19 protein-coding genes are annotated in these 25,716 nt (G+C 61.7%); 15 read left to right on the top strand and 4 right to left on the bottom strand.

The window, feature by feature from the left end:
• Positions 1-26: 26 nt before the first annotated feature.
• The gene (locus JQ597_RS29315; RefSeq protein WP_212268960.1) at positions 27-1,256 is read left to right on the top strand and encodes a glycosyltransferase; all 1,230 of its coding nucleotides are present in this window, start codon (positions 27-29) and stop codon (positions 1,254-1,256) included.
• Here JQ597_RS29315 and asnB read toward each other — a convergent pair.
• Entirely contained in the window at positions 1,253-3,184 is a 1,932-nt protein-coding gene (gene asnB / locus JQ597_RS29320; RefSeq protein WP_212268961.1) for an asparagine synthase (glutamine-hydrolyzing), read from the bottom strand. The two genes, JQ597_RS29315 and asnB, sit on opposite strands and share 4 nt — an antisense overlap.
• 215 nt (positions 3,185-3,399) lie before the next feature.
• On the opposite strand from asnB, the gene JQ597_RS29325 reads away from it, so the two are divergent.
• Together JQ597_RS29325 and JQ597_RS29330 are read left to right on the top strand one after the other, a co-directional pair.
• Complete coding sequence (locus JQ597_RS29325; protein ID WP_212268962.1) at positions 3,400-4,839, top strand: glycosyltransferase; 1,440 nt, start codon at positions 3,400-3,402, stop codon at positions 4,837-4,839.
• Positions 4,840-4,933: 94 nt separating this feature from the next.
• Positions 4,934-5,605, top strand: coding sequence for a methyltransferase domain-containing protein (locus JQ597_RS29330; protein ID WP_212268963.1), 672 nt, complete (start codon positions 4,934-4,936; stop codon positions 5,603-5,605).
• A 31-nt stretch (positions 5,606-5,636) separates the two neighbouring features.
• Here JQ597_RS29330 and JQ597_RS29335 read toward each other — a convergent pair whose 3' ends face one another.
• The gene (locus JQ597_RS29335) at positions 5,637-6,608 is read right to left on the bottom strand and encodes a lysylphosphatidylglycerol synthase transmembrane domain-containing protein (RefSeq protein ID WP_212268964.1); all 972 of its coding nucleotides are present in this window, start codon (positions 6,606-6,608) and stop codon (positions 5,637-5,639) included.
• 193 nt (positions 6,609-6,801) lie between these two features.
• On the opposite strand from JQ597_RS29335, the gene JQ597_RS29340 reads away from it, so the two are divergent.
• Genes JQ597_RS29340 through JQ597_RS29350 form a run of 3 tightly spaced genes read left to right on the top strand, consistent with a single transcriptional unit; the run spans position 6,802 to position 10,547 of the window.
• On the top strand, positions 6,802-8,088 hold the full coding sequence (locus JQ597_RS29340) for a nucleotide sugar dehydrogenase (protein WP_212268965.1): 1,287 nt from the start codon (positions 6,802-6,804) through the stop codon (positions 8,086-8,088).
• A 19-nt stretch (positions 8,089-8,107) separates the two neighbouring features.
• Positions 8,108-9,121, top strand: coding sequence for an NAD-dependent epimerase (locus tag JQ597_RS29345; RefSeq protein WP_212268966.1), 1,014 nt, complete (start codon positions 8,108-8,110; stop codon positions 9,119-9,121).
• A gap of 13 nt (positions 9,122-9,134) precedes the next feature.
• Positions 9,135-10,547, top strand: a complete 1,413-nt coding sequence (locus JQ597_RS29350; RefSeq protein ID WP_212268967.1) for a mannose-1-phosphate guanylyltransferase/mannose-6-phosphate isomerase — start codon at positions 9,135-9,137, stop codon at positions 10,545-10,547.
• 84 nt (positions 10,548-10,631) lie between these two features.
• Here the strand turns inward: JQ597_RS29350 and JQ597_RS29355 are convergent, their stop codons facing one another.
• Complete coding sequence (locus JQ597_RS29355) at positions 10,632-11,423, bottom strand: formylglycine-generating enzyme family protein (RefSeq protein ID WP_249148298.1); 792 nt, start codon at positions 11,421-11,423, stop codon at positions 10,632-10,634.
• Positions 11,424-11,728: 305 nt separating this feature from the next.
• On the opposite strand from JQ597_RS29355, the gene JQ597_RS29360 reads away from it, so the two are divergent.
• The 9 genes from JQ597_RS29360 (at position 11,729) to JQ597_RS29400 (ending at position 24,169) form a co-directional block, all read left to right on the top strand.
• On the top strand, positions 11,729-12,655 hold the full coding sequence (locus JQ597_RS29360; protein WP_349628901.1) for a DUF4399 domain-containing protein: 927 nt from the start codon (positions 11,729-11,731) through the stop codon (positions 12,653-12,655).
• Between the two features lie 23 nt (positions 12,656-12,678).
• On the top strand, positions 12,679-14,811 hold the full coding sequence (locus JQ597_RS29365; RefSeq protein ID WP_212268969.1) for a caspase family protein: 2,133 nt from the start codon (positions 12,679-12,681) through the stop codon (positions 14,809-14,811).
• A 223-nt stretch (positions 14,812-15,034) separates the two neighbouring features.
• Positions 15,035-16,051 carry a Gfo/Idh/MocA family protein gene (locus JQ597_RS29370; RefSeq protein ID WP_212268970.1) on the top strand — a complete coding sequence of 339 codons (1,017 nt, stop codon included), beginning with the start codon at positions 15,035-15,037 and terminating at the stop codon, positions 16,049-16,051.
• A 31-nt stretch (positions 16,052-16,082) separates the two neighbouring features.
• The gene (locus JQ597_RS29375) at positions 16,083-17,234 is read left to right on the top strand and encodes a DegT/DnrJ/EryC1/StrS family aminotransferase (RefSeq protein ID WP_212268971.1); all 1,152 of its coding nucleotides are present in this window, start codon (positions 16,083-16,085) and stop codon (positions 17,232-17,234) included.
• A 130-nt stretch (positions 17,235-17,364) separates the two neighbouring features.
• A complete protein-coding gene (gene murJ / locus JQ597_RS29380; protein ID WP_212268972.1) occupies positions 17,365-18,906 on the top strand; it encodes a murein biosynthesis integral membrane protein MurJ in 1,542 nt (513 codons plus the stop codon).
• 172 nt (positions 18,907-19,078) lie between these two features.
• Positions 19,079-19,951: an outer membrane protein gene (locus tag JQ597_RS29385; protein WP_212268973.1), complete on the top strand. Its 873-nt coding sequence runs from the start codon at positions 19,079-19,081 to the stop codon at positions 19,949-19,951.
• Between the two features lie 196 nt (positions 19,952-20,147).
• On the top strand, positions 20,148-22,454 hold the full coding sequence (locus tag JQ597_RS29390) for a xanthine dehydrogenase family protein molybdopterin-binding subunit (RefSeq protein WP_212268974.1): 2,307 nt from the start codon (positions 20,148-20,150) through the stop codon (positions 22,452-22,454).
• A 105-nt stretch (positions 22,455-22,559) separates the two neighbouring features.
• A complete protein-coding gene (locus JQ597_RS29395; protein WP_211998934.1) occupies positions 22,560-23,009 on the top strand; it encodes a c-type cytochrome in 450 nt (149 codons plus the stop codon).
• Positions 23,010-23,242: 233 nt separating this feature from the next.
• The gene (locus JQ597_RS29400) at positions 23,243-24,169 is read left to right on the top strand and encodes a c-type cytochrome (RefSeq protein WP_212268975.1); all 927 of its coding nucleotides are present in this window, start codon (positions 23,243-23,245) and stop codon (positions 24,167-24,169) included.
• Between the two features lie 223 nt (positions 24,170-24,392).
• Here JQ597_RS29400 and JQ597_RS29405 read toward each other — a convergent pair whose 3' ends face one another.
• Entirely contained in the window at positions 24,393-25,553 is a 1,161-nt protein-coding gene (locus tag JQ597_RS29405) for a TAXI family TRAP transporter solute-binding subunit (protein WP_212268976.1), read from the bottom strand.
• Positions 25,554-25,716: the final 163 nt, after the last annotated feature.

Here is a 25,716-nt window from a genome sequence, read left to right on the forward strand (position 1 = left end):
TCGATTTGCGGAGTTCAGGACTTCGGATGAATGTGAAGCCGGATGCGGCCAAGGGTGACGTCATCTTCACCATTGGCACGTTGGAAGTCGGGGGCACCGAGTTGCATCTGGCATCGGTAGCAGCCGGGCTGGTGTCGCGAGGCTGGAACGTCTCGATCTACAGTCTGGCGGGTGAGGGGCCGCTGGCCCGGAGCCTCACCGAAAGTGGGGTGAATATCATTTGCCCGCCGATCAAGCGGGACGGCCGGCCGGCTCCGATGATCGTCCGTTTCATCAGGTTTTCGATCGTGTCCGGACACCTCTTTACAGTACTGGTGCGGAGACGGCCCGCGATCGTGCACTGCTTTCTTCCGATGGCCTATTTGACAACGGCGCCATTGGCATTTCTCACCGGCATCCGAATCCGGGTCATGAGCCGCCGGAGCCTCAACCATTACCAGGGGAAATACCCCTTGCTGCGAGGTCTGGAGCGGCGTCTGCATGGCCATATGACTGCAATCCTGGGCAACTCGCGGCGCGTGCTCGGGGACCTTACGGAAGAAGGGGTCGATGAGCGGCGCCTCGGCCTCATCTACAATGGCGTCGATCTGAAGCGTGTTACTTCAAAAGCAGCTCGTAACGAGACGCGCGGCGCGCTGGGTATTTCAGCAGACGCTCTGGTCATGATCGTCGTCGCGAACTTGATACCCTACAAGGGGCATCTGGATCTGATCAGCGCGCTCGGCGGCGCCGCAGCTTTACTGCCCCGCGATTGGCAGCTTCTGATCGTCGGTCGAGACGACGGGGCAGGCGCCGCAATCGGATCGCTGGCTGTGGAGCTGGGAATCGGTGACCACATCAGGTTCCTGGGCTCGCGCAGCGATGTTCCGGACCTGATTGCCGCGAGCGATCTTGGTGTTCTGCCATCGCACGAAGAGGGATTTTCCAACGCGGTCATTGAACAGATGGCGGCAGGCCTATGCGTCGTCGCGACCGACGTAGGCGGAAATGCCGAGGCAATACTCGATCGCACGACCGGCGTGATCGTGCCGCCGCGAGATGTCGACGCATTGTCGCGAGCCATCGTGCAATTGGTCGGCGATCCAGCCTTGCGTTCCCGCTTCGGAAGCGCTGCACAGGCGCGCGTGCAGTCGAATTTCACCCTGGATGCTTGCGTTGCCGGATATGAGAGCCTTTATCGCGGGCTGCTCGGCGGCAAACGAGTTTGCGATATTGAAGAGGTGCGCGCGTCCGGCAACGCTGGCAGTGAGGTTTAACCCCAACGCTCGCGCCAGGCTTCGAACATCAATACATCCCACAGCAGATACGCCCAGTTGTTCTTTCTGGAAAGGTGCTGTTCCCAATACCGCCGCACCAAAGCCGTATCGAACAGGCCGGCTTCGCCAAGCCGTTTTTCCGATAGCAGGTTTTCCGCCCAGTCCCGGAGCGGACCGCGAAGCCAATCAGCCAGCGGCACGCCGAATCCCATCTTGGGCCGCTCAACGAGTTCGGCGGGAACGTGCCGATTGAGTACTTGCCGAAGCAGCCATTTGGTTTTTCCGTTCCTGATCTTGACCGAGCGGGGCATCCTCCAGGCGAGCTCCACCACGCGATGATCCAAGAGGGGGACGCGTGCTTCGAGGGCTACGGCCATGCTCGTGCGATCGACCTTTGTGAGGATGTCGTCGGGCAGATAGGTCGTCAGATCGAGCAGCTGCATCCGGTCGAGCAGGTTGGGGAAGTCGTGTTGAATCGTGTCGTCCTGCAGGACGCCGACCGTCTCTGAAACACCCGGCATCAGGGCGGCGGGATCCCAATGGCTCACCAACTGGCGATAAATTTGCGTGGAGTCGTCGACTTCAAGCAGGCTGGCAAGCTTGTGCAGGCTACGCCCGGGTTGGGCCGTCGGGCGATATCTTCGCACTATGGCGAAGATGTTGTCCCACTGGTCGGCGCCGACGGAAGCCAATCCCGAAGCTGCGCCCTTGCGCATGAAGCCGGGCAGAAGCGTCAGCTTTCGCCATATGTTCGAAGTCAGCTGATATCGGTTGTAACCTGCGAACAGTTCGTCGCCGCCGTCTCCGGATAGAGCGACCGTGACGTGTTTTCGCGTCATCGCCGACACCAGATAGGTTGGAATTTGCGACGAATCGGCGAATGGTTCGTCGAACATTTCTGCGAGCTTGGGCACGACATCCAGCGCTTCGCTCGAACTGACCATCAGTTCGGTGTGTTCGGTTCCAAGGTGTTTTGCGATCGCCGCGGCATAGGGTGCTTCGTTGAATTCCCTTTGTTCGAAGCCGATCGAGAACGTCTTCACCGGGCCTGAGTTCGTCGCCTTCATCAAGGCAACAACCAGAGATGAATCGATGCCGCCCGAGAGAAACGCGCCGAGCGGCACATCCGCCATCATGCGTTTTCCCACCGCATCGAGCAGCAGGGACTCGAGACGGTCGGTCAACTCTGCATCGTCTTCACGAAGCGGATTGCGAATGCCGTCGATGGCAATTTCGCGTGCATTCCAGAATTTCTCACTGCTGGGTTCGCCGTTCCACGGCAGCGTGAGAATCGTTCCGGGCTCGAGCTTGTGGACGCCCTGATAGATGGTATGCGGTGTTGGAATGTAATTGTGCCGCATGTAGGAAGCGACGGCCTCCGGCCTTATCCGCGGTGTCCATCCGCGGTATTCGCGCAGCGCTTTCAGTTCCGATGCGAACATGAAGACGCCGTCGATCTTCGCCCAGTAGACCGGTTTGATCCCGAGCCTGTCGCGGACCAGCGTCAGGGTGCGGTCCCTGCGGTCCCAGATTGCGATCGCGAACATCCCGATCAGCCGGCGTACTGTCCCGGTGATGCCGTATCGGGCAACCGATTCAAGAATCACTTCGGTGTCGGAATGGCCGCGAAAGCCCTGTCCGGCAGCCTCCAGTTCCCTTCGAATCTCGAGGTGGCTGTAGACTTCGCCATTGTAGCTGATGACGAAACGCCCATCGGCCGAATGCATGGGCTGGCGCCCGGCGGGCGACAAGTCGACGATGGCCAGGCGGCGGTGGACCAACGCGACCCCGGCATCATGGTCAAGCCAGACGTCGTGGCCGTCCGGCCCGCGATGCTCGAGGCTGCGATCCATCGAATCTGCGAGACCAGTGAGATCGTCCGGGGATATGCGCCGATTTGGGTCGATGATGCCAGCTATGCCACACATATCCCAGCCAGCACCATATTCCGTTGTTCGAAGCCGTTATTGCGGGGATTTGCGGCGAATTTCACCACTTCTTACCCAAAAATACCTTCTTGGCAAGCCAACGCAACCAGCGCATAAGGATGCGCCAAAAGCGGATATTTATAGCTCGAAATTCACGCTGGACGCGTGTCGGATAGCTGCGCCGCCAGGGGATATTCGAAAGTGCTCACGAAGCCATGACAGTCGTCGCAGGACCATCGCGCAAAGCCGCTATTCTAAATCATTCAGAGGCCTATGCATCTGCTCGCGCCACTTGGCGAGAGAAGGCCGATTTTTTTCATCGTGAAGACGAAAACTATCTGCGCTTCTTGATCCCGAAAGGTGCGCGCGTTCTGGAAATCGGATGCGGCACCGGCGATACGCTTGCAGGCCTCGAACCGTCGTTCGGTGTCGGCCTGGATTTCAGCCCGGCGATGGTTGAACAGGCGCGCAAGCTTCATCCCGGTCTGACATTTCTGGTTGGCGATGCCGAAGATCCGGAGGTGATTGCGTCTCTTCCCGGGCCGTTCGATTTCATCGTTGTGCTGGATACGATCGGATCACTCGACGACGTTCAGGCGTTTTTCGAGCGGCTGCATCCATTGTGCACGCGCGAGACGCGGCTGGTCGTCGGTTACTTTTCGCATCTGTGGATGCCGTTGCTGAAGCTGGCTGAATTCGCCGGGGGGCGCATGCCCCACCCGCCACAGAACGTCCTGTCGCCGGCAGACGTTCAGGCGTTGGCCGGTCTAGGCAGCTTTGACGCCGTCAAAACTGAACAGCGCATGATCGTCCCCATGTCGCTGTTTGGAATCGGACGTCTCATCAACCGCTTCATCAGCATTCTTCCGGTGTTTCGTTGGTTCGCGTTACGTCATTACGTGGTCTGCCGTTCGCTGTTGAAACCCGACGATACGTTGCGCTCTGCCACAGTCGTCATTCCGGCCCGCAACGAGCGCGGCAACATCGAGCCCGCCGTCCAGCGCATCCCGCAGTTTTGCGAGGATCTGGAGATCATCTTCATTGAAGGTCACAGCAAGGACGGCACCTTTGAGGAAATGCAGCGGGTCAAGGCTGCTTATCCGGACAAAGACATCAAGACCATGGTCCAGCCGGGCAAAGGCAAGGCCGACGCCGTGTTCACGGCCTACGATGTTGCGCGCGGCGATGTCTTGATTATCCTCGACGCCGATCTTACGGTGCCGCCAGAGCAGCTCCCGAAATTCTGGGATGCGATTCAGTCCGGCAAAGGTGAATTCATCAACGGATCGCGCCTCGTCTATCCGCTGGAAGATGACGCCATGCGGTTCCTGAACCTGATCGCCAACAAGAGTTTTTCGTATCTGTTTTCGTGGTTGCTCAACCAGCGCTATACCGACACGCTCTGCGGCACCAAGGTAATGCGGCGAACCGACTATTATCGCCTGCGCGAGGGTAAAGCGTATTTCGGAGATTTCGATCCGTTCGGAGATTTCGATCTGATTTTTGGTGCCTCGAAACTAAACCTGAAGTCGGTCGATCTGCCGATCCGGTATGCCGCGAGATCGTATGGTGAAACGCAGATATCGCGCTTCCGCCACGGCGTGTTGCTCCTGAAGATGGTCGTGTTTGCCTTCTTCAAGATCAAGGCGATCTGATCATTCATTTGGTGGTTGATTGATGTCCAGTACCATCCAGAGCGACCCTCACGCTTCCTATCGCAGCGTTTGGTCCCAAAAGCCGATCCTGCGATTGGTCTACGAGGACTACTACCGCCGGATTGCCGCGGCCTGCGTGGCCGGAGAAACCATCGAGATCGGCGGGGGGATCGGGCAACTCAAGAACTTCATTCCCGCGGCCATATCTTCGGACATCCAGCATTCCCCCATGGTCGACGTGGTCGCGGATGCGCAGAATTTGCCATTTGGTTCCGGCGCCATCAGCAACATCGTCATGCTCGACGTGCTGCATCATATCGAGTTCCCGGTTCTGTTCTTCCGGGAGGCCGAGCGTGTTTTGCGCGCTGGCGGCCGTTGCGTGATGATCGAGCCGGCGATCACCCCCGGAAGTACGGTTTTCTACCGGTTGATTCATCCCGAGCCGGTACGAATGAGGGCAACTCCTTTTGTCGAAGGTTTGCCGAACCCCGAGCGTGATCCCTACGATTCCAATCAAGCGATCCCGACGCTGCTGGCGACGCGCGACCGTCTTCAATTCGAGAGGCTCTTTCCAAATCTCGAATTCGTCGAGGTGTCCTGGTTCTCTTTCTGGGTCTATCCGCTTTCCGGCGGGTTCAAGCGCTGGACACTGATGCCGGAGTCTTTGGGGCGGCGGGTGCTGGCGTTCGAGAAGCGCATCGAGTCTGCGCTCGGTCGCATGCTCGGGTTTCGAACCATGATCGTGCTGCAGAAAAAATCTGCCTGACCATCGTCCAGCGGATCCAATTGCGGCGCCCTCAGCCTGCCTCTGGAAGCGCGTCGGGAGTCTTTGCAGCTTTCTCCGCGCTGAAGATCCAGACCAGTCCGCCAATCGCGCCTACGACGAAGGAGGATGCGCCGAAAAGCAGCGACACCATGGTGCCATCTGTCTGCACCAGGCCGGCGTAGCCGAAGGCGACCATCATGGTCGCCTCCCGCACACCCCAGCCGGCAATCGAAATCGGCAGCATCGTGACCAGCATGATCGGTGGTATGAGGAGGAACACCTGGCTGAAGTCAGCGGGCGCAGAGATCGCGCGCACGACACACCATGCGATCACGACGGTCAGGATGTGCACGCACAGCGAAAGGACTGCAATTCTGGGTCCGCTGTGACGGTCGAAGAGGGTTCGATTTGCAATCAGTGAGCAGGCGTGGATGTGGTGTGTTGGCCACCACGTCCGCAGCCACTTCCACGGCAGGCGCCCCAGGAGCAGGAAGCCCAGACCGCCCGAGATGGCGGCTAGATCAATCAGCACAAGAGCAAGGCGTCCCCGCGAATCCCCGATCAGCTGATAACTCCAGGGGAGGCTGACAATCACGACGATCGCGAGCGCGATGAGTCCGATTGCGCGGTCGACCAGCACCGAATAGGTGGCAGCTCGCCAACCTGCGCCGGTACGGTTGACCAGCCAAAGACGCAGGGCGTCTCCGCCGATGGTTGACGGAAGCGTTTGGTTGAAGAAAGTTCCGATCATGTTGAACTTGAAGGCTTGCGTTGCACGCAACGGAGCCCCGCAGGGACCGGAAATTTCCCGCCATCTCAAAGCGCCACAGAAAACCTGGACGATGGTCACCAGCACCGAAAGTCCCATCCAGCCCAAAATCCAGGCAGGGCTGCTTTCGCTGAGGCGGGACTGGATCGCGGCAAAATTCACGCCGCGGAGCGCCAAATAGAGCAGAGCGCCGGACACCAGAATACGAGCAGCAAGAACCAGAAATCCGCGCATTCCGAGCCGTCGAGTTGGAGTGAAAGACGCCCTGCGCGCCGACCGCTATTTACCAGAAAGTGAAGGGTTATCTAGCCCTGTTATGGGTTTACGGCCGAATAGGCAATACGGACCTTTTCGGCTATTGCTGAAGGCGCAGCACTGCGGGTAAACAGGCCCCGTCGTGGGGTATGACGCAGCTGGAAAACCATAAGTGACACATAGGCGTAGCATAGCAGTTATCGGCTTGGGATATGTGGGACTGCCTGTTGCCGTCTCTTTTGCGCGGGCGGGTGTTCCGGTTGTGGGTTTCGACGTGGACCGTACCCGAGTTTCCGAGTTGCAGGCTGGCCATGATCGCACCCGGGAGGTCGAAGCCGATGACCTCCGACATGGTTCGCTGGCCTTCAGCCACGAACTCGCGGACATCAGGAACTCTGACTTCTTTATCGTGACCGTACCGACACCGATCGACGATGCGCACAAACCGGACCTTGGTGCGATGATTTCCGCATCGCGTTCGATCGGAAGCGTACTCAAGAAGAATGATATCGTCGTCTACGAATCGACGGTCTATCCCGGTGCGGTGGAAGAAGATTGCATTCCCGTTCTGGAGCAGGCGTCATCCCTCAAGGCGGGTGTGGATTTTACGGTCGGCTATTCGCCGGAGCGCATCAATCCAGGCGACAAGGAACATCGCTTCGAAACAATCATGAAGGTAGTCTCGGCGCAGGACGACAAAACGCTGGATATCGTTGCGGACGTCTACGGGTCGGTTGTGACGGCCGGTATCCACCGTGCCCCGTCCATCAAAGTGGCCGAAGCCGCGAAGGTGATCGAGAATACCCAGCGCGACCTCAACATCGCTTTCATGAATGAACTTTCACTGATCTTCCAATCCCTCGGAATCGACACCGGCGACGTGTTGGCGGCCGCGCGGACGAAATGGAATTTCATGCCGTTTCAGCCGGGGCTGGTTGGCGGCCACTGCATCGGGGTCGATCCCTATTATCTGACCCATCGGGCCGAAAAGGCAGGTTACCATCCGGAAGTCATTCTTGCCGGGCGCCGGATCAATGATGGAATGGGGCAGCGCATCGCGCGCGAATGTATTCGCGGGCTGCTGCGCCGAAAGGGCAAGGCCGGAATCGTCACGGTGCTCGGTCTGACCTTCAAGGAAAACGTTCCGGACACGCGCAACTCTCGTGTGATCGATATTATCCGCGAACTGGAATCGTTCGGTCTGACCGTTCAGGTTCATGACCCGATGGCGGACGCCGCGGACGCTCGCCACGAATACGGTGTAACGCTGGTAGATATCGATGCTCTTCGGCCGGCTGATGCCGTCATATTGGCGGTGGCGCATGATCTCTATACTGACGGCGGAGGTTGGCCGCTGATTCAGAAGCTGTTGAACGACGGCGCGGGATTGGTTCTCGACGTCAAGACCAGGCTCGACCGCGGCTCGCAGCCTGCCGGGATCGAATTGTGGCGGCTCTAGGAATAAGGTCGGGAGATAGATGTCGGATACGATACTAGTCACCGGGGCCGCGGGCTTCATTGGCTTTCACGTGGTGCAGCGCCTGCTGGCGGCTGGCCGCAAGGTTGTTGGTCTCGATATCGTCAACAGCTACTACGATCCGAGGCTGAAGGAAGCGCGTCTCGAAATTCTCAAGCGCGATCCAAATTTCGCTTTTGAGAGGCTCGACCTGGCTGATCGCGCGGCGATCAAATCGCTGTTTGCGCAGCACCGCTTTCCTACCGTTATCCACCTCGCGGCACAGGCGGGCGTTCGCTATTCACTCGAAAATCCGCACGCCTATATCGATGCGAACATCGAAGGCTTTATCAATGTGCTTGAAGGTTGCCGGCATAATGGATGCGGGCATCTCCTGTTCGCCTCGTCGTCATCGGTCTACGGCGCCAATACCAAATTGCCGTTTTCGGTAAACGACAATGTCGATCATCCCATCAGCCTCTATGCCGCGTCGAAAAAGGCCAATGAGCTGATGGCCCACACCTACAGCCATCTTTATCGCGTTCCGGCCACCGGCTTGCGATTTTTCACGGTCTACGGTCCGTGGGGGCGTCCGGACATGGCGATGTTCATTTTCGCAAAAGCGATCCTGAGCGGGACGCCGATCAAGCTGTTCAATCACGGCAAGATGCGCCGTGATTTCACCTTTGTTGAGGATGTTAGTGAGGCGATCGTTCGCTTGGTGGACCGGCCACCTCAAGGTAACCCGGACTGGTCCGGCGACCGGCCCGATCCTTCGAGCAGCGCGGCGCCGTGGAAGATCTACAACATTGGCAACAACAATCCTGAAGATCTCATGCATGTGATCTCGGTTCTGGAGAAAGAGTTTGGACGGACGGCCACCAAGGAGATGTTGCCCATGCAACCGGGTGACGTGCCGGCGACATACGCCGACGTCGAAGACCTAGCGCGCGATATCGGCTTCCGTCCTGCGACCAGGATTGAAGATGGTATTATGCGATTTGCCAGATGGTATCGTGAATATCACAAGATTTAGCGGCAGGGCTTAAATGAACAAGCGCATCATTCCATTGATCATGTGCGGCGGCGCCGGGACCCGGCTGTGGCCGGCCTCGCGCGAGGTCCATCCGAAGCAGTTCCTGCCCTTGTTCGGGGCACGTTCGACGTTTCAGGATACGCTGATCCGGGTATCGGACGCGGCACTGTTCGAGCGTCCTGTCATCATCACCAACAATGCCTATCGCTTCATGGTGCTCGAGCAATTGGCGGAGATCGGCCTTGAAGCCGACGTGCTGCTGGAGCCGATGCGGCGCGATTCCGGGCCTGCGATCGCGGCCGGCGCCGCCTTCGCGCAAACGCGTGACAAGGATGCGATCGTTCTGGCGCTGGCGGCCGATCACGTGGTGCGCGACACCGCAGCCTTCGTCGCCGCCTGCCGCGAGGGGCTTAACGCTGCGCAAGCCGGGCACATCGTGACCTTCGGCGTGCAGCCCGAGCGTCCCGCCACCGAATACGGCTATATCAGCCCGGGCGATGTCATCTCGGGGCAAGTTCGCGCGGTCGCAAAATTCGTCGAGAAGCCCGACGCGGAAACCGCGGCGGGCTATGTCAAATCGGGCTATCTCTGGAACAGCGGCAACTTTATGTTCCGCGCCGCGGTGCTGCTCGACGAATACCGCAAGGTCGATAGCGCCAGCGTTCAGGCCGTCGCCGATTCGGTCGCCAACGCCGGCAGCGACCTCGGCTTCATCAAGCTCGATACCGATACGTTCGCTTCCGCCAAGTCGATCTCGATCGACTACGCGGTGATGGAGAAGACCTCGCGTACCGCCGTGGTGCCGGTCGCCTGCGGCTGGTCCGATGTCGGCTCCTGGCATGCGGTGTGGGAATTGTCCGACAAGGACGGGCAGGGCAACGCCGCGCGCGGCGCTGCCGTGTTCGAGGATTCACGCAATTGCAACGTGACGACCGACCGCGCGCTGGTCGCGCTCGAAGGCGTCGATGACCTCGTGGTGGTCGCAACGCAGGACGCGGTGCTGGTATCCAGGCAAAAGGACGCCAACGGGCTGAAGCGGCTGGTCGCGACATTGAAGAATGTGGCGCCGCAGGTGACCGAAGATCACATCAAGGTGCACCGGCCCTGGGGCTCCTATCAGTCGGTCGACAATGGCGAGCGTCACCAGGTCAAGCGCATCATCGTCAAGCCGGGCGGCCGGCTCTCGCTGCAGAAGCACCATCACCGTTCCGAGCACTGGATCGTGGTGCGGGGCGCCGCCCGCGTCACCGTCAACGAACTGGTCAAGACCGTGCACGAAAACGAATCGATCTACATCCCGATCGGCGCGGTGCACCGGCTGGAAAATCCCGGCAAGATCCAGCTCGAACTGATCGAGGTTCAGACCGGCAGCTATTTCGGCGAGGACGACATCATCCGCATTGAAGATGATTATCAGCGCACGTGAGCCATCTCGGTTCTGATTGAATCAGAACCGAAGCTAAGCTTGCTATTCGCTCGAAGACGCCGAATACGGGACTCAGGTGCGGGACTACTGAACGTCCCGCACGACACGAAAACCGTTGGCGAAATAGCGCACGTCGAGATCGTACCGGTAGCGCGCCGCCGAGGTGACCGTATTGGCCTTGTTGGCGAACGATCCGCCGCGCAGCACGCGCTGGCGGCATTGTCCTTGCGTCCAGGCGGAACCGTCCTTGGGTGCATTCTTGTAATTGTCGTTCCAGCAGTCCTCGACCCATTCGTAGACGTTTCCGGATGTGTCGTAGAGCCCGAAGCCGTTCGGCCGGTAGGATCCGGTCCGCATCGTCCGGCGCAGCGAGTCGCCGCAATTGTCGCAATTGGCGTTCGACTTGCCGACCTCTTTGCCCCACCAGTAGGTGGTCGTGGTGCCGGCGCGCGCCGCATATTCCCACTCGGCCTCGCTCGGCAGGCGGTAGTTGCGGCCGGTCTTCTGCGTCAGCCACAGAACAAACGCCTTGGCGTCCTCCCAGCTCACGTCGATGACCGGCTGATCGCCGCGACCCCAGCCGCGATCGTCCGGCCGGTGCCTGCATTTGCCGTCCGAGACGCACGCATCCCACTCGGCGAAACTGGTTTCGCGCCGTTCGATCGCGAAGTTCTTGGCGATGGTGACCCGGTGCGGCGGCGCCTCGTACGGGCTGTCCTTGCTGCCCATGTCAAATTCGCCTGATGGCACCACCACCATTTCCGGGCAATCCGGACAGTCGCGGAACAGCTCGCCGGGTTCGGGCGCCGCGGCCGACTGGGCGGCGGCCGGTCCGGCAGCGAGCAGAAATATCAAAAAAGCAAAAAATCTGAACATCATACCCTCGGCCTCAATTGCGCCGGTCGTCTAGCGCGTCGCCCGTGGTCCATCGTGCCCGCAACACTCCATAAAATCAAAAGTCGCAGTGTCGCTATCGTCAGTTAGTTTGATGGTAATATAATACTACCGTTTGCCTCATCCCATCATCAAATCGATGAGAGCTTGTGCGCAGGGTGTGGTCCGCCCGCGGCAGGGGACGATATTCAATGGCTTAAATCCAGTGTACTATTTCACAGACGCATTTCAGTTCTTGAGTTATTTGAGCTTTTGGCAGCCGCCTGTCGTGATTTTAGGAGGTGTGTGTGTTCTCGAAAGTATCGACCGGAATTGCTGTTTCGCTTTTTATGCTGGCAGGAACGATCGGAACGAGCCACGGACAGCAAAAGCCGGTTGGCGGGCCCAATCCCTCGCCCCCCGGAGCGGCCGTTTACTTCGTTGGTCTCAAGGATGGTCAGACCGTTCCGACCACCTTCACCGTGAATTTCGGCCTCAAGGGCATGGGCGTCGCACCCGCCGGCTCCGACAAGGCGAATGCCGGACACCACCATTTGCTGATCGACACCGAGTTGCCGCCGCTGGATCAGCCGATACCGAGCGACTTCAATCATCTGCATTTTGGCGCGGGGCAAACCGAGGCCGAAGTGACCTTGCCGGAAGGCGAGCACACGCTGCAGCTGGTGCTGGGCGACAAGGACCACATTCCCAATACGATTCCGCTGATCTCCGAGCGGATCAAGATTCGCGTGGTTGCCGCCTCCGCGGTGCCTGCGGCGTCGGCATCTGCGGCGGCGCCCGCCACGACCACCCCCGCCAGCACGGGGCGCAAAAAATCGCCGCCCGGCGCCAAGGTGTACTTCGTCTATCCGCTCAACCGCGGTTACGTCTCGCCGACGCCGGTCGTCCGCTTCGGTCTGATCGGCATGGGCGTCGCGCCCGCCGGCTTCGAGAAGGTCAACACCGGTCACCACCATTTGCTGATCGATACCGACGTGCCGAACCTCGATTTGCCGATTCCAGCCGACTTCAATCATCTGCATTTCGGCGCCGGCCAGACCGAAGCCAAGATCACGCTGCCGCTCGGCAAGCATACCCTGCGATTGCTGCTCGCCGACGAGCTCCACATTCCGCACGATCCGCCGTTGTTGTCGGAACCGATCACGGTCACGGTCACCGCCAGCGGCCGTCCGCCTGCAAAGAAGAAGTATCGCAAATATCGTCGCTATTACTAAGGGGGGCAGTTCCGGAGCCTGATATGAGCACACGTCGTCCGATCTGGATTGCAGCTCTGTATAGTCTCGTGCTGCTGACCTGTTCGATCAGCGTTGCGAAGGCTGACCGGCGCGTTGCGCTGGTTGTAGGCAACTCGAACTACAGCAATGCGAGCCTGTTCCTGGCCAATCCGAAGAACGACGCCACGGACGTTGCCGCGGCACTCCGCGGCGTCGGTTTCGAAGTGTTGCAGGCGATCGACGCCAACAAGCGCGATCTCGACCTGAACATGGCCAAATTCGCGAGGCTGGCGACGGACGCCGACGCCGCGCTGTTCTATTACGCCGGTCATGCCGTCCAGTATCAGGGCCGCAACTTCCTGATGCCGACCGACGCCGAAGTCGAGGACGAGATCAGCTTCCGCTACCAGATGACGCCGCTCGACGACGTGCGCGCCGCGCTCGACCGCGGCGACGGCGTCAAGATCGTGATCCTCGATGCATGCCGCAACAATCCGATCGTCAACGCGCTTCGCCGCAAGAAGAAGTCCGGCGACAGCCGCGCCATCGATGCCGTGCGCGGCGGGCTCGCCAAGATCGACAAGGCCCAGGGCATGGTGGTGGCCTATTCCACCGCGGCGGATGAAGTCGCCGCCGACGGCGACGGCCGCAACAGCCCGTTCACCAGCGCCTTCCTGAAGCGGCTCAAGGAGCCCGGCCTCGAAATCGAACAATTGTTCCGCCGCGTCGCCGCCGACGTCAACGCCCAGACCGGCGGCCGTCAGCGCCCGGAAACCTACGTGTCGCTGCTGAGCAATTACTACCTCAACCAGACCGACCGGATCGCGTTCGACAAGATCAAGGACTCGCCCGATCCCGCCGTGCTGCAGGACTTCATCGCCAAGTTCTCGACGTCGAGCTACGTGCCGGAGGCGCAAAACCGCATCCAGCGCATCGAGGCCGCTATACGCGAACGCCAGAACCAGGAGGCCCGGCAGCGCGAAGCAGCAAGGCTTGCGGAAGAACAGCGCAAGGCCGAACGCGAAGCGGCGCTGCGCAAACTGGCCGAGCAGGAAGAGGCGCTGCGCAAGCAGGAGACCCTTCGCGCGCAGGCGGCAGCTGAAAAAGTCCGCAAGGAGCGCGAGGCCGCCCAGGCGCAGGAAGAGCAGCGCTTGCGGCTCGTGGCCGAGAAGGAGCGCAAGGAGCGGGAAGCTGCAAAGGCTCAGGAAGAGCAACGTGTGAAGCTCGCGGCCGAGCGGGAGCGCAAGCTGCGTGAAGAGGCGCTGCAATTGCTGGCCGAGCAGGCGCGGACCAAAATCGCCGCGATCGATCGGAAGGAGCCGACCAGTCCGTCGCTTGCCGGCATATCGACCGACATCCGGACGCTGCCGCCGCCGACTGAGGCCGCGCCGGCGCCTGCCGATCCCTGTGATCGCGACGGGGCCATGCTGGCGCAGTTGCGCAGCAACCCGTCGATCGAGGCCGTCACCGAATTGGAGCGGAGCCTGAGCTGCGAGAAATTGCGTGCCCAGATCCTGCGATTGCGGGAAAGCCTCTCGGCGGTCGCCAATGCGGCGCCGGCCATCGCCGCCCAGATCAAGCCGATCGTTGAAAAAATTGCCCCGCCGCCGGCCTTGGTTATTGCGCCACCGCCGCCGCCTCCGGCTGCGCCGAAACAGGAAGCTGCCCCGAAGCCGCCGGAGCCGCCGAAGGTTGCCGTTGCGACTGTCGCACCGGCACCCGAATGCAAAAAGGACGAAGCCAGGCTTGCCAAGATCCGCGCCAATCCCTCGCACGCCGATCTGGCCGCGCTCGAGCGTGACCTCGGCTGCGAGCGGTTGCGCCCGCAAATCGTGCGCTTGCGCGAGAGCCTGCCCAAGGAAATTGCCAAGGAAACTGCGAAGGAAACTGCGAAGGACGCGCCGCAGCCGGATCAGCCGTCGGCTGCGGCCAATGCGCCAACCCTTCAATCCGCTCAGTCCGCGCCATCAGGGGCGAAGCCGGCGCAACCCGCGCCGATTGTTCAGGTCCGAAGCTGTGACGAGGAGAGGGCCACCTTGGCCAAGCTGCGCGCCAGCCAGTCACGCGAGGATGTGGTTCGATTCGAGCGCGAACTGGCCTGCGAGCAGTTGCGGCCTCAGGTCATCCGGCTGCGGGAAAGCCTGTCCGGCGGTTAGTCAGGACGGGCTCTCACAGCCCCCGGCCAAGCACTTAATTCCTCCATATTGCGGTGGCCTAAGCCCCCCATGAGCCCTGCCAGATCGCTTCTCCAAGTGCCTCCTGGGCTGTAACTCTTTGAATCAAAACGTGTCCGGATAGCGGGGATGGCGTTCGCCACATTTGTGGCGGCGTGCTAGAGAACCGCCGGGGACTGGCGAAAAGTCTGTTGGGGTCGACGATATGGGTTTTAAAGGGTCCGGATCGGACGCGAAGAGCGGCGCCGCGCGTGAACTGCGCGTTGGCGTGATCGGTGCCGGTGTGATGGGCAGCAACCATGCCCGCGTGCTGGCGGGGCTGCCGGGCGTCACGCTGGTCGGCATCGTCGACCCGCTGCCGGAACACCGCGCGCGCGCCACCGAACTCGCAGGCTGCCGCGCTTTCGAGGGCCTCGAAGAATTGCTGGCCGAGGGCGTCGATGCGGTCACGATCGCGGCGCCGACCCATCTGCATCATGAGGTCGCGCTCGCCTGCATCGCGCGCAACATCCATATCCTGGTCGAGAAGCCGATCGCGCCGACCGTGCAGGAAGGGCGCGATATCGTCGACGCCGCGCAGCGCGCCGGTGTCACGCTGATGGTCGGCCATGTCGAGCGCTTCAATCCGGCGGTCGCGGCGATCAAGCAGGCGATCTCCGGCGAGGACATCCTTTCCATCGGCATCACAAGGGTCGGGCCGTTTCCGCCGCGGATGTCGAATGTCGGCGTCGTCATCGATCTGGCCGTGCACGATATCGACCTGATCCGCTGGTTCACCGAATCCGACATCGTCGAAGTGCAGCCGCAGCTCTCCAGCGCGATCGCCGAGCGCGAGGACATCGCGCTGCTGCAGTTCCGCACCGCCTCGGGCGTGCTCGCCCATATCAACACCAACTGGCTGACGCCGTTCAAGGCGCGCAACGTCACGGTCGCGACCCGCGGCAAATATGTGATGGGCGACCTCTTGACGCGTCAGGTGACGGAGTGCTTCGGCTTCAAGCCCGACGGCAGCTATTCGATGCGTCATCTGCCGGTCGGCCATGACGAGCCGCTGCGCGCCGAATTGATCGCGTTCCTCGATGCCGTCAGGTCAGGCAATGTGCCGGCGGTTACCGGCGACGAGGGCGTGGCCAGCCTCGAAATCGCGATCCGCTGCCTCGAAGCGCCGGCCCGGCCCGCGGCTTCCTCCGCGCGCAAGGGTCCACGCCGCGTCGCCGGCTGATTACCGTCCATCTCATTCGTAGCAAGGCTCCATGAACCAGCACATGCGTCCAGAACCCATTCCCCTGATCGATATCGCCGCGCAGCGCCGCCGGCTTGGCAAGTCGATCGATGACGCCGTTTCCCGCGTGCTCAACCACTGCCAGTTCATCAACGGTCCGGAAGTGACCGCGCTCGAGAAGGCGCTGGCGGCATTCAGCGGCGCCAAACATGTCGTGAGCTGCGCCAGCGGCACCGATGCGCTGCTGATGGTGCTGATGGCCAAAAACATCGGCCCCGGCGATGCCGTGCTGTGTCCGTCGTTCACGTTCAGCGCGACCGGTGAAGCCGTGGCGCTGACCGGGGCTACGCCTGTTTTCGTCGATGTCGATGAAGCGACCTTCAACGTGGATCCCGCCTCGCTCAAGCGCGGCATCGCGACCGCCCGGCAGCGCGGGCTGAAACCGCGTGGCGTGATCGTGGTCGATCTGTTCGGGCAGAGCGCCGACCACGACGCCATCGGCGCGGTCATGGAGGCCGAGGGGCTGTTCGTGCTTGACGATGCCGCGCAGGGCTTTGGCGCCAGCTACAAGGGCCGCAAGCTCGGCACCTTCGGGCTCGCCACCGCGACCAGCTTCTTCCCGGCCAAGCCGCTCGGCTGCTACGGCGATGGCGGCGCGATCTTCACCGACGATGACGAACTTGCGAACACGCTGCGCAGCATCCGCGTGCACGGCCAGGGGTCTGACAAATACGACAATGTCCGCCTCGGCCTCACCGGACGCCTCGACACCATGCAGGCGGCGGTCCTGATCGAGAAGCTGAAGATCTTCGACGACGAGATCGCGGCGCGCAACAAGATCGCGGATCGCTACGCGCGCGGCCTCGGCAATGTGGTGACCGTGCCGCGGCTCGCCTCCGGCTGCACCTCGGTGTGGGCGCAGTACACCATCCGCCTGCCCAAGGGCACCGACCGCGATGGCTTTGCCGCGGCGCTGATGGCGCAGGGCATTCCGACCGCGGTCTACTACACCAAATCGATGCATCAGCAGACCGCGTATCGCAATTACCCGGTCGCGGAAGGCGGCCTGCCGGTGAGCGAAAGCCTTTCGGAGGACGTCATCAGCCTGCCGATGCACGCCTATCTCGACGAGGCGACGCAGGATCGCGTCATCCAGGCGGTGCGGGGCGCGCTTTCTTCCTGATTTCGGCATCGCGTTTTCGAAGAAAACGCGTCAAACAACCGATAGCGTTTACGTGAAGAAGACGCGTCAATACAAATATAGCTCTCGGTTCTGATGCAATCAGAACCGAATATGCGCTAGAAGCTAGCCCATGCTTGGGCGCATCTTCACCGTCGGCGGCTATACGCTTCTTTCGCGCGTGACCGGTTTTGCGCGCGACATCATGCTCGCGGCGATCCTCGGTGCCGGGCCGGTCGCGGACGCGTTCTTCGTGGCGCTGCGGTTGCCCAATCATTTTCGCGCCATCTTCGCCGAAGGCGCCTTCAACGCCGCGTTCGTGCCGGCCTATGCCCACCTTCATGGGCAGAACCAGAGCTCGGCAAAATTGTTCGCCGATCGCATCTTCACGCTGTTGTTCGGCGCCCAGGTCGTGCTGCTCGTGGTGGCGTGGCTGTTCATGCCGCAGGTGATCGGCCTCCTGGCGCCGGGATTCTCCGACGATCCGGCGCGCGGCGAACTTGCGATTGCGCTGACGCGGATCACCTTTCCATATCTCCTGCTGATCACCCTGGTGACGCTTTACGGCGGCATGCTCAACGTCATGCATCGCTTTGCGAGCGCTGCGGCGGCCCCGATCTTTCTCAATCTGTCGATGATGGCGACATTGGCGCTGGCCGCGTTCTTTCCGGGCGCCGGCTATGCCGCCGCATGGGGCGTCCTGATCGCCGGCATCCTCGAATTCCTGCTGCTCGCGGGTGATGCGGCGAAGAACGGCATCCTGCCGAAGTTCAGCATGCCCAGGCTCGATAACGATGTCCGCGCCTTCTTTCGCGCGCTGGGGCCGGCGACCATCGGCTCGATGGGAACGCAGGTGGCGCTGTTCGCCGACACCATCATCGCGACGTTTCTCGCCGCCGGCGCGCTGTCGGCGCTGTATTACGCCGACCGCCTCAACCAGTTGCCGATCGGCGTGATCGGGATCGCGATCGGCACGGTGCTGCTGCCGGAAATGTCGCGGCGGTTGACGGCGCAGGACCATGCCGGCGCCGCCAAGGCGCAGCGGCGGGCGTTCAATTTCACGCTTTTGTTTTCGATACCGTTCGTCGCCGCGTTCCTCACGGTGCCTGACGTGATCATGCGCGCCATGTTTGCGCGCGGCGCGTTCTCGAAGGCGGACGCCGCGGCCGCGGGCGCGACACTGGCGGCCTATGCCGTCGGGCTCATTCCCTTCGTGATGATCCGCAGCGCGGTCGCCACCTTCTATGCCCGCAAGGACACGGCGACGCCGGTCAAGGCGGCGCTGACCGGCGTTGCCGTCAACGTCGCCCTGAAAATCGCGCTGATGGGGACGCTCGCCCAGATCGGCCTCGCGCTCGCCACTGCGATCGGCGCCTGGGTCAATCTGCTGCTGGTACTCGGTTTTGCAGTGCGAAGAGGATTCCTCGAACTGGACCGGGAATGGCTCAGATCGCTCGTCAAGTTCGCGGTTTCCGGCATCGTGCTTGCTATAGCGCTTTGGCTGACCGCGCGGTTCGCGAATCTTTATTTCGCATCGATGCCCGCTTTCCGCGACGAACTGGCGTTGCTGCTTCTGGTGGTGGCCGGGATGTTCGTCTACGGGGTGGCGATCTTGCTGCTGTTCGGGCGCGGGTGGATATTCTCGCTGGTCCGGGAGCGACGAGATATTCCTTAAGCTGCTCGAAATTATAACAAATCTAAACAAGCCTGCCCGGCAACGGCGCTGGGATATTTTTGCAACAAGTGCCCAGAAAATGTCCATCGCGACGCATCTGCGCATGCGTGATGGGAGACTCTACGTTAAGTTGACATCAGAGATTCAATAAAATTTCGTTAGTGGGGCTTCCATGCGCACTTCAACACTTAAGGCCATTGCGGTTTCGACGTTCGCTGTCGTCGCTGCTACTTCCGTTGCTTCCGCTGCCGACATGGCACCCCGCTACACCAAGGCTCCGGCCCCCGTGGTTGAGGTATGGAACTGGACCGGCTTCTACATCGGCGGCAACGCCGGCTACAGCTGGGGACGCGGCAGCTCGGACGTCTCGTATTACAACACCGTTACCGGCTTGCAGATCGCCCCGCCTGCGGGCTCCCTTACTGGCGCCAGCTACGACATGAACGGCGCCATTGCCGGCGGTCAGGTCGGTTACAACTGGCAGAGCAACAACTGGGTGTTCGGTCTCGAAGCCGACGCACAGTGGTCGGATGAAAAGGGCAGTGCGGCCTATCGCTGCGCAGGCACGCTCGCCGGTGGCGTTTGCCTTCCCGGTTTGACGTTCCTGCCGGCCGGCGCGACCGGAACCAACCTGGCTCTCGGTACCCATCTCGAATGGTTCGGCACTGTGCGCGGTCGCGTCGGTATCCTCGCCACCCCGAAGGTCCTGTTCTACGGCACTGGCGGTTTGGCCTACGGCTCGCTCAAGACCACCGGTACGCTGACTGGCTTGACCCCCGCCGGCGTTGCGCTGATCGCGACCGGCTCCAACAGCGACGTCCGCCTCGGCTGGACCGTCGGTGTTGGCGTCGAAGGCAAGATTACCAACAACTGGAGCGCCAAGCTCGAATATCTCTACATGGATTTCGACTCGTTCCGCGCCGCCAGCTTCACGCTCGCTCCGGCCAGCGCGATCCGCGCTGACGTGGATACCCGCTTCCACGACCATGTGCTGCGCGTCGGTCTGAACTACACCTTCGGCGGACCGGTGGTCGCGAAGTATTGATCGCGGCGGCCGTCTTCCTCCCGCAAATTAAAGCCCCGGCATCGTCCGGGGCTTTTTTTGTTGTGCAGGCGCGAAAAACTTCAGGAAGCGGATCGATTTCCTTGCGACCGGAACGTCACGAGCCCGACGAAAGCGGTTTGCGCTGGCGCGCGAACCGCTGCAATATGGAACGCTTCTAACGGCTATTGGAGATACGATGGCAGCTCCCATCAAGTTCGGCGTCGGTCACAGCGTCCGGCGCAAGGAAGACGATGCGCTCATTCGCGGCAAGGGCCGCTATACCGACGACGTCTCGCCGTCTCCCTCCCTGCATGCGTTGATGCTGCGCTCGCCGCACGCGCACGCGAAGTTCACCATCAACGTCACCAAGGCCCGCGGCATGCCCGGTGTCGCCGCGGTGTTGATCGCCGACGACGTCAAGGATCTCGGCGACCTGCCGTGCCTGTTCAATTTCGAAGTCGATCCGTTCACCGGACCTCCGTATCCGATCCTCGCCAAGGATGAAGTCCGCCACGTCGGCGACTCCGTCGCCTTCGTCGTCGCCGATACCATCGACCAGGCGCGCGACGCGATCGAGGCGATCGAGGTTAGCTGGACGCCGCTGCCGGCGGTGGTCGGCCTTGTCAACGCGGTGAAGAAGGGTGCGCCGCAGGTCTGGCCCAATCACGCCGGCAATTTGCTGTTCGACGTGCCGATCGGCGACAAGGCGGCAACCGACGCCGCGTTTGCAAAAGCGCATGCGGTCGCCGAAGTGTCGATCGTCAATCCGCGCGTCATCACCAACTTCATGGAAACGCGCGCCGCGGTCGCCGAATACGACGCCAAGAAGGATCACCTGACGCTGACGATCGGCAGCCAGGGCAGCCATCGCCTGCGCGAGATCATCGGCGGCATGGTGCTCAAGATACCGCTGGAAAAGATGCGGGTGATCTGCCCCGACGTCGGCGGCGGCTTCGGCACCAAACTGTTTCCGTACCGCGAATATGCGCTGATCTCGGTCGCGGCGAAACGGCTGAAGAAGACCATCAAATGGACCGCCGACCGCTCCGATCACTTCGTGGGTGACGCGCAGGGGCGCGACAACGTCACTGTGGCGAAGATGGCGCTCGCCGAGGACGGCAAGTTCCTGGCGATGGACGTCGACCTGATGGGCGACATGGGCGCGTATCTGTCGACCTTCGGTCCCTACATTCCGCATGGCGGCGCCGGCATGCTGCCCGGCCTCTACGATATCCAGATCTTCCACTGCCGCGTCCGCACCGTGTTCACCAACACCGTGCCGGTCGATGCCTATCGCGGCGCGGGCCGCCCCGAGGCGGCTTACGTGATCGAGCGGCTGGTGGACGCCTGCGCGCGCAAACTCGGCATGACGCCCGATGCGATCAGGCGCAAGAATTTCATCCCGCCGAAGGCGCTGCCGTACAAGACCGTGACCGGCAAGGTTTATGACTCCGGCGATTTCACCGCGCATATGAAGCGCGCGATGGAAGTGGCCAACTGGAAGGAGTTTCCCAAGCGCGCCAAGGCCGCCAAGAAGGCCGGGCTGGTGCGCGGCATTGGCCTTGCAAGCTATGTCGAGATCTGCGGCACCATGGGCGACGAGACCGCCAATGTGGCGCTCGATCCCAATGGCGACGTCACCATTCTGATCGGCACCCAGTCGAGCGGGCAGGGCCATCAGACCGCCTATGCGCAGTTGATCGCCGAACAGTTCGGGCTGCCGCCCGAGCGCGTGCACATTGTGCAGGGCGACACGGATCGCGTCGCCACCGGCCTTGGCACCGGCGGTTCGGCCTCGATCCCGACCGGCGGCGTCAGCGTGCAGCGTGCGGCCCACGACCTCGGCGGCAAGCTGAAGGAGATCGCGGCCGAAGCACTGGAAACCAGCGCTGCCGACCTCGAGATCAGCGACGGCCGGATCCGGATCGCCGGCACCGACCGCTCGGTGAGTTTCGCCGATCTGGCGAAGCGTCCTGATGTCGATCCGTCAAAGCTGAATGCGAGTGCGACCTTCAACCAGGCCGACGGCACCTATCCGAACGGCACCCATCTCGCCGAAGTCGAGATCGATCCGGCCACCGGCATCATCAAGATCGTCAACTACGTCATCGTCGACGATTTCGGGGTGACGCTCAATCCGCTGCTGCTGGCCGGGCAGGTCCATGGCGGCGCGATGCAGGGGATCGGCCAGGCCCTGATGGAGCAGGCGGTATTCGGCAGCGACGGCCAGCTCGTCACCGGCACCTTCATGGATTACGCGATGCCGCGCGCCGCCGACGGCCCGTCCTTCCACTTCGAAACCCACAACGTTCCCTGCACCACCAATCCGCTTGGCGTAAAGGGCGCGGGCGAGGCCGGTGCGATCGGGTCCTGTCCGGCGGTGGTCAATGCGATCGTCGAAGGGCTGTGGCGCGAGTACAAGATCGACCACATCGACATGCCGGCGACCGCCGAACGGGTCTGGATCGCCATCCGGGAGGCGCAGCGCCGGCATAACCTCTGATATTTTGTCGCAGCTGGAATGATTCTAAGTTTATGGTGTTATCAGGCCTGGGCGCGGTCCGTGGAGACCGCGGCCCGGTCTGTGTCATGAAAAAGGGATCTGGCGATGAAACGGGTTTTGGTGGTTGCAGGAGCGCTTTTGCTCAGTGTCGGCGCCGTTATGGCACAGCAGGACGTGGTCAAGAAGGACCAGGACGTCATGAAGGCCACCGGCCGGGCGCTAGGCGGCGTGCTGTCGCCGATGTTCAAGGGCGAGAAGCCCTATGATCAGGCCGCCGTCGATGGGGCGATCAAGACGCTCGAAGATACCGCAAAGAACCTGCCGACCATGTTTCCGGCGAGCACCAAGGGCCTGAAGGCCGACGGCGACTACAGCGCCTCGCCCAAGATCTGGGAAGACAAGGCCGGCTTCGATGCCAAGATCGCAGACTTCGCCAAGGCGGTGAGCGATGCCAAGGCCAAGATCAAGGATGCCGATACGCTGAAGGCGAATTTTCCCGGGATCGGCAAGGCATGCGGCGGTTGCCACGAGACCTACCGCGTCAAGAACAGCTAGGCTTTCGGTTGGACCAGACAGGAAGAGGCGGGACGCGTGACGTGTCCGGCCTCTTTCATTATTCGCGGGCGCGAAGGCTTGCCTCGCGCATCAGTTCGGTGTGAAGCCCGTTTCATCGCCTCGGTGTGAAGCCTGCTTCATCACCGTGAGTTGTCGAAATTTCGTGGAAGCTTCCGGCTGAAATTGCGTACATACTGGCCGCCATATCAAAACGCGCGATGACGGATTGGTGAATGCTGAAACGACTGTTCCTTCTGGCCGTTTTGGCCGCCGTCGCCGGGCTTGGCATTTTCTGGTGGCTGACCATACCGGCGATGGTCGCTGCGAGTTCATTGCCAGCCTACAAGCCTAACCTCGCCAACGGCCTCACAGCGTTCAATGCCGGCGGATGTTCGTCCTGCCACGCCGTGCCGAACCAGCCCGACCGGCTCAAGCTCGGCGGTGGATTGCCGATTCCGTCGCCGTTCGGTACCTTCAACGTTCCCAATATCTCGCCCGATCCCAACGACGGCATCGGGCGATGGAGCGAGGCCGATTTCGTCACCGCCGTGCTCAAGGGCACGTCGCCGTCGGGCTTCCATTATTTTCCGGCGTTTCCCTACGCGTCTTACGAACATGCGAAGGTCGAAGACGTCCGAGACCTGTTTGCCTATTTGAAGACACTGGCGCCGGTGGCCGGCAAGACGCGCGACCATGACGTGCCGTTTCCGTTCAACATTCGCCGCAATGTCGGCGTGTGGAAATTCCTGTTCACGGACGACAAGCCGTTCACGCCGGACGCCAGCAAGTCGGCGCAATGGAATCGCGGCGCCTATCTCGTCAACAGCCTCGGTCATTGCGCGGAGTGCCACAGCCCGCGCAATTTCCTCGGCGGCATCATCGACGCGCAGCGCTTTGCCGGCGGGCCCAATCCGGAAGGCGAGGGCTGGGTGCCCAACATCACGCAGAAGCGGATGTCGGACTGGAGCGCGAAGGATTTTGCCTATTTCCTCGAAAGCGGGATGACGCCGGAGGGCGACACCGCCGGCGGCTCGATGGCGCGGGTGATCCGCAATACCTCGCAATTGTCGCCGGAGGACCGCACCGCGATGGCGGAATATCTGAAATCGCTGCCCCCGGTGGAGGGACCGCCGCGGCCGAAGAAGGCGGAGAAGTCGTAGGGCCTTTCTCGAAGCGAAGTGGCAATTGCATCCGCGAACGAGCTGCGCTCCCTCTCCCGCTTGCGGGGGAGGGTTGGGGTGGGGGTGGTGCCACGAGTCAGACTCTTGGTGAGGAGAGAGCCCCCACCCGGCGCTGGCGCCGACCTAAGAGCGAGCTTCGCTCGTCTCGACCCCCGCAAGCGGGAGAGGTGATTGAGCCGGCTGCCATACCGATGAAGTTGTATCACTCAAACGTATTGACCATGCCGGCCTTGGCGAGTGCGGCCTTGCGTGCGCTCATCCACTCCTCGGTGAGTTTTGCCGGATCGGAAGCCGGGCTGCCCTTCATGTAGTCGGTCCACGCCGCGATCAGGACTTCCTGCCGCTTGAGCAGTGCGTTGTTGTGCTTCTCCTGGTCGTCGCTCCAGGCGCCCACCTCTTTGAGGGCCTTGACCGCGCCCTTGTGCGTCGGCACCGCCCAGTTCTTTGCCTGCGCCTTCACCGCAAGCCCGCTGGCGCCGGGCGCGTTGTCCTTGTAGCCGTCATAGCCGTCGATCATCGCCTTGGTCAGCATGTAGACTTCGTCTTCGGACTGGCTGCCATAGACGCTGTAGATCGGATACGGATAGGTGCCGACCTCGACCGGCTTGTCCTTGGAAAATTCGCCTGCGCCGCAGGTTGCCTTGTGCTCGGTGAAATACGGGCCGACCTTGCGCATGCGCTCCCATCCCGCCTTGTCGGAGAATGGCATCGCGGGCCAGGTGATGCCGCGCGGCGATGTCTGCAGTTCCTTGGCGGGCCCGGAGATCGTCGAACCGAATACCGCATCGGTATCGTTGTTGATGATGCCTTTCCACATCGCATTGTTGCCCGCGAACTCGACGATCTTGACGTCCTTGGCCGTCAAATTGGCGAACGCCAGCACGGCAAGCGCATTCTGGTTGAGCGCGGGAGAACCGACCACGAAGCCGATGCGCTTGCCTTTCAGGTCGGCATAGGTCTTGACGCCGATGTCGGCGGCGACCGCCAGTGAAAGGCCGTTGCAGTCGATCGAGCTCAGCGTGATCTGGATGGGCTGCGGTCCCCATTCCCGGGTCGCGAATTCGAACACGCCTTCCTGCGCGAAAAAGACCCCGACGCCCATCGCCGAGATGCTGGCGCGGTTGAGGCGCAGCGGTTGCAGGCGGGCGACGTCGTTGCCGGCGGGCAGCACGCGCGCATCGCTGCCATACTTGTCCTTGAACATCTTGCCGACGGCAACCGTGATGTTGAAGCCGGAGGTCCCGGTGTCATAGGCGGTCATCGTCACGTTGGGCGGCAGTTTCACCTGTGCGACCGCCGTCGATGCCGCGACCACGGTTCCGGTCAGCGCGATGGCGGCAAGCATCATCTTCGGATTGATCATTCATCCCTCCCGTTGCGGCTGTCGTTGCAGCCTTGAGACGCTTTTCGCCGGTGCTTCCTTGCCCGCAACGGGACGTCAGTTGGAAACAGGCGCTGCGTATTGACGCGAATGCTCGCGGATTTCCGCTCCTCCCGCAAGGCAGAAGCAGGGGGTATCGATCCGC

Origin of the sequence: Bradyrhizobium sp. AUGA SZCCT0177 (genome assembly GCF_018130125.1) — a bacterium.
Lineage (GTDB): Bacteria > Pseudomonadota > Alphaproteobacteria > Rhizobiales > Xanthobacteraceae > Bradyrhizobium.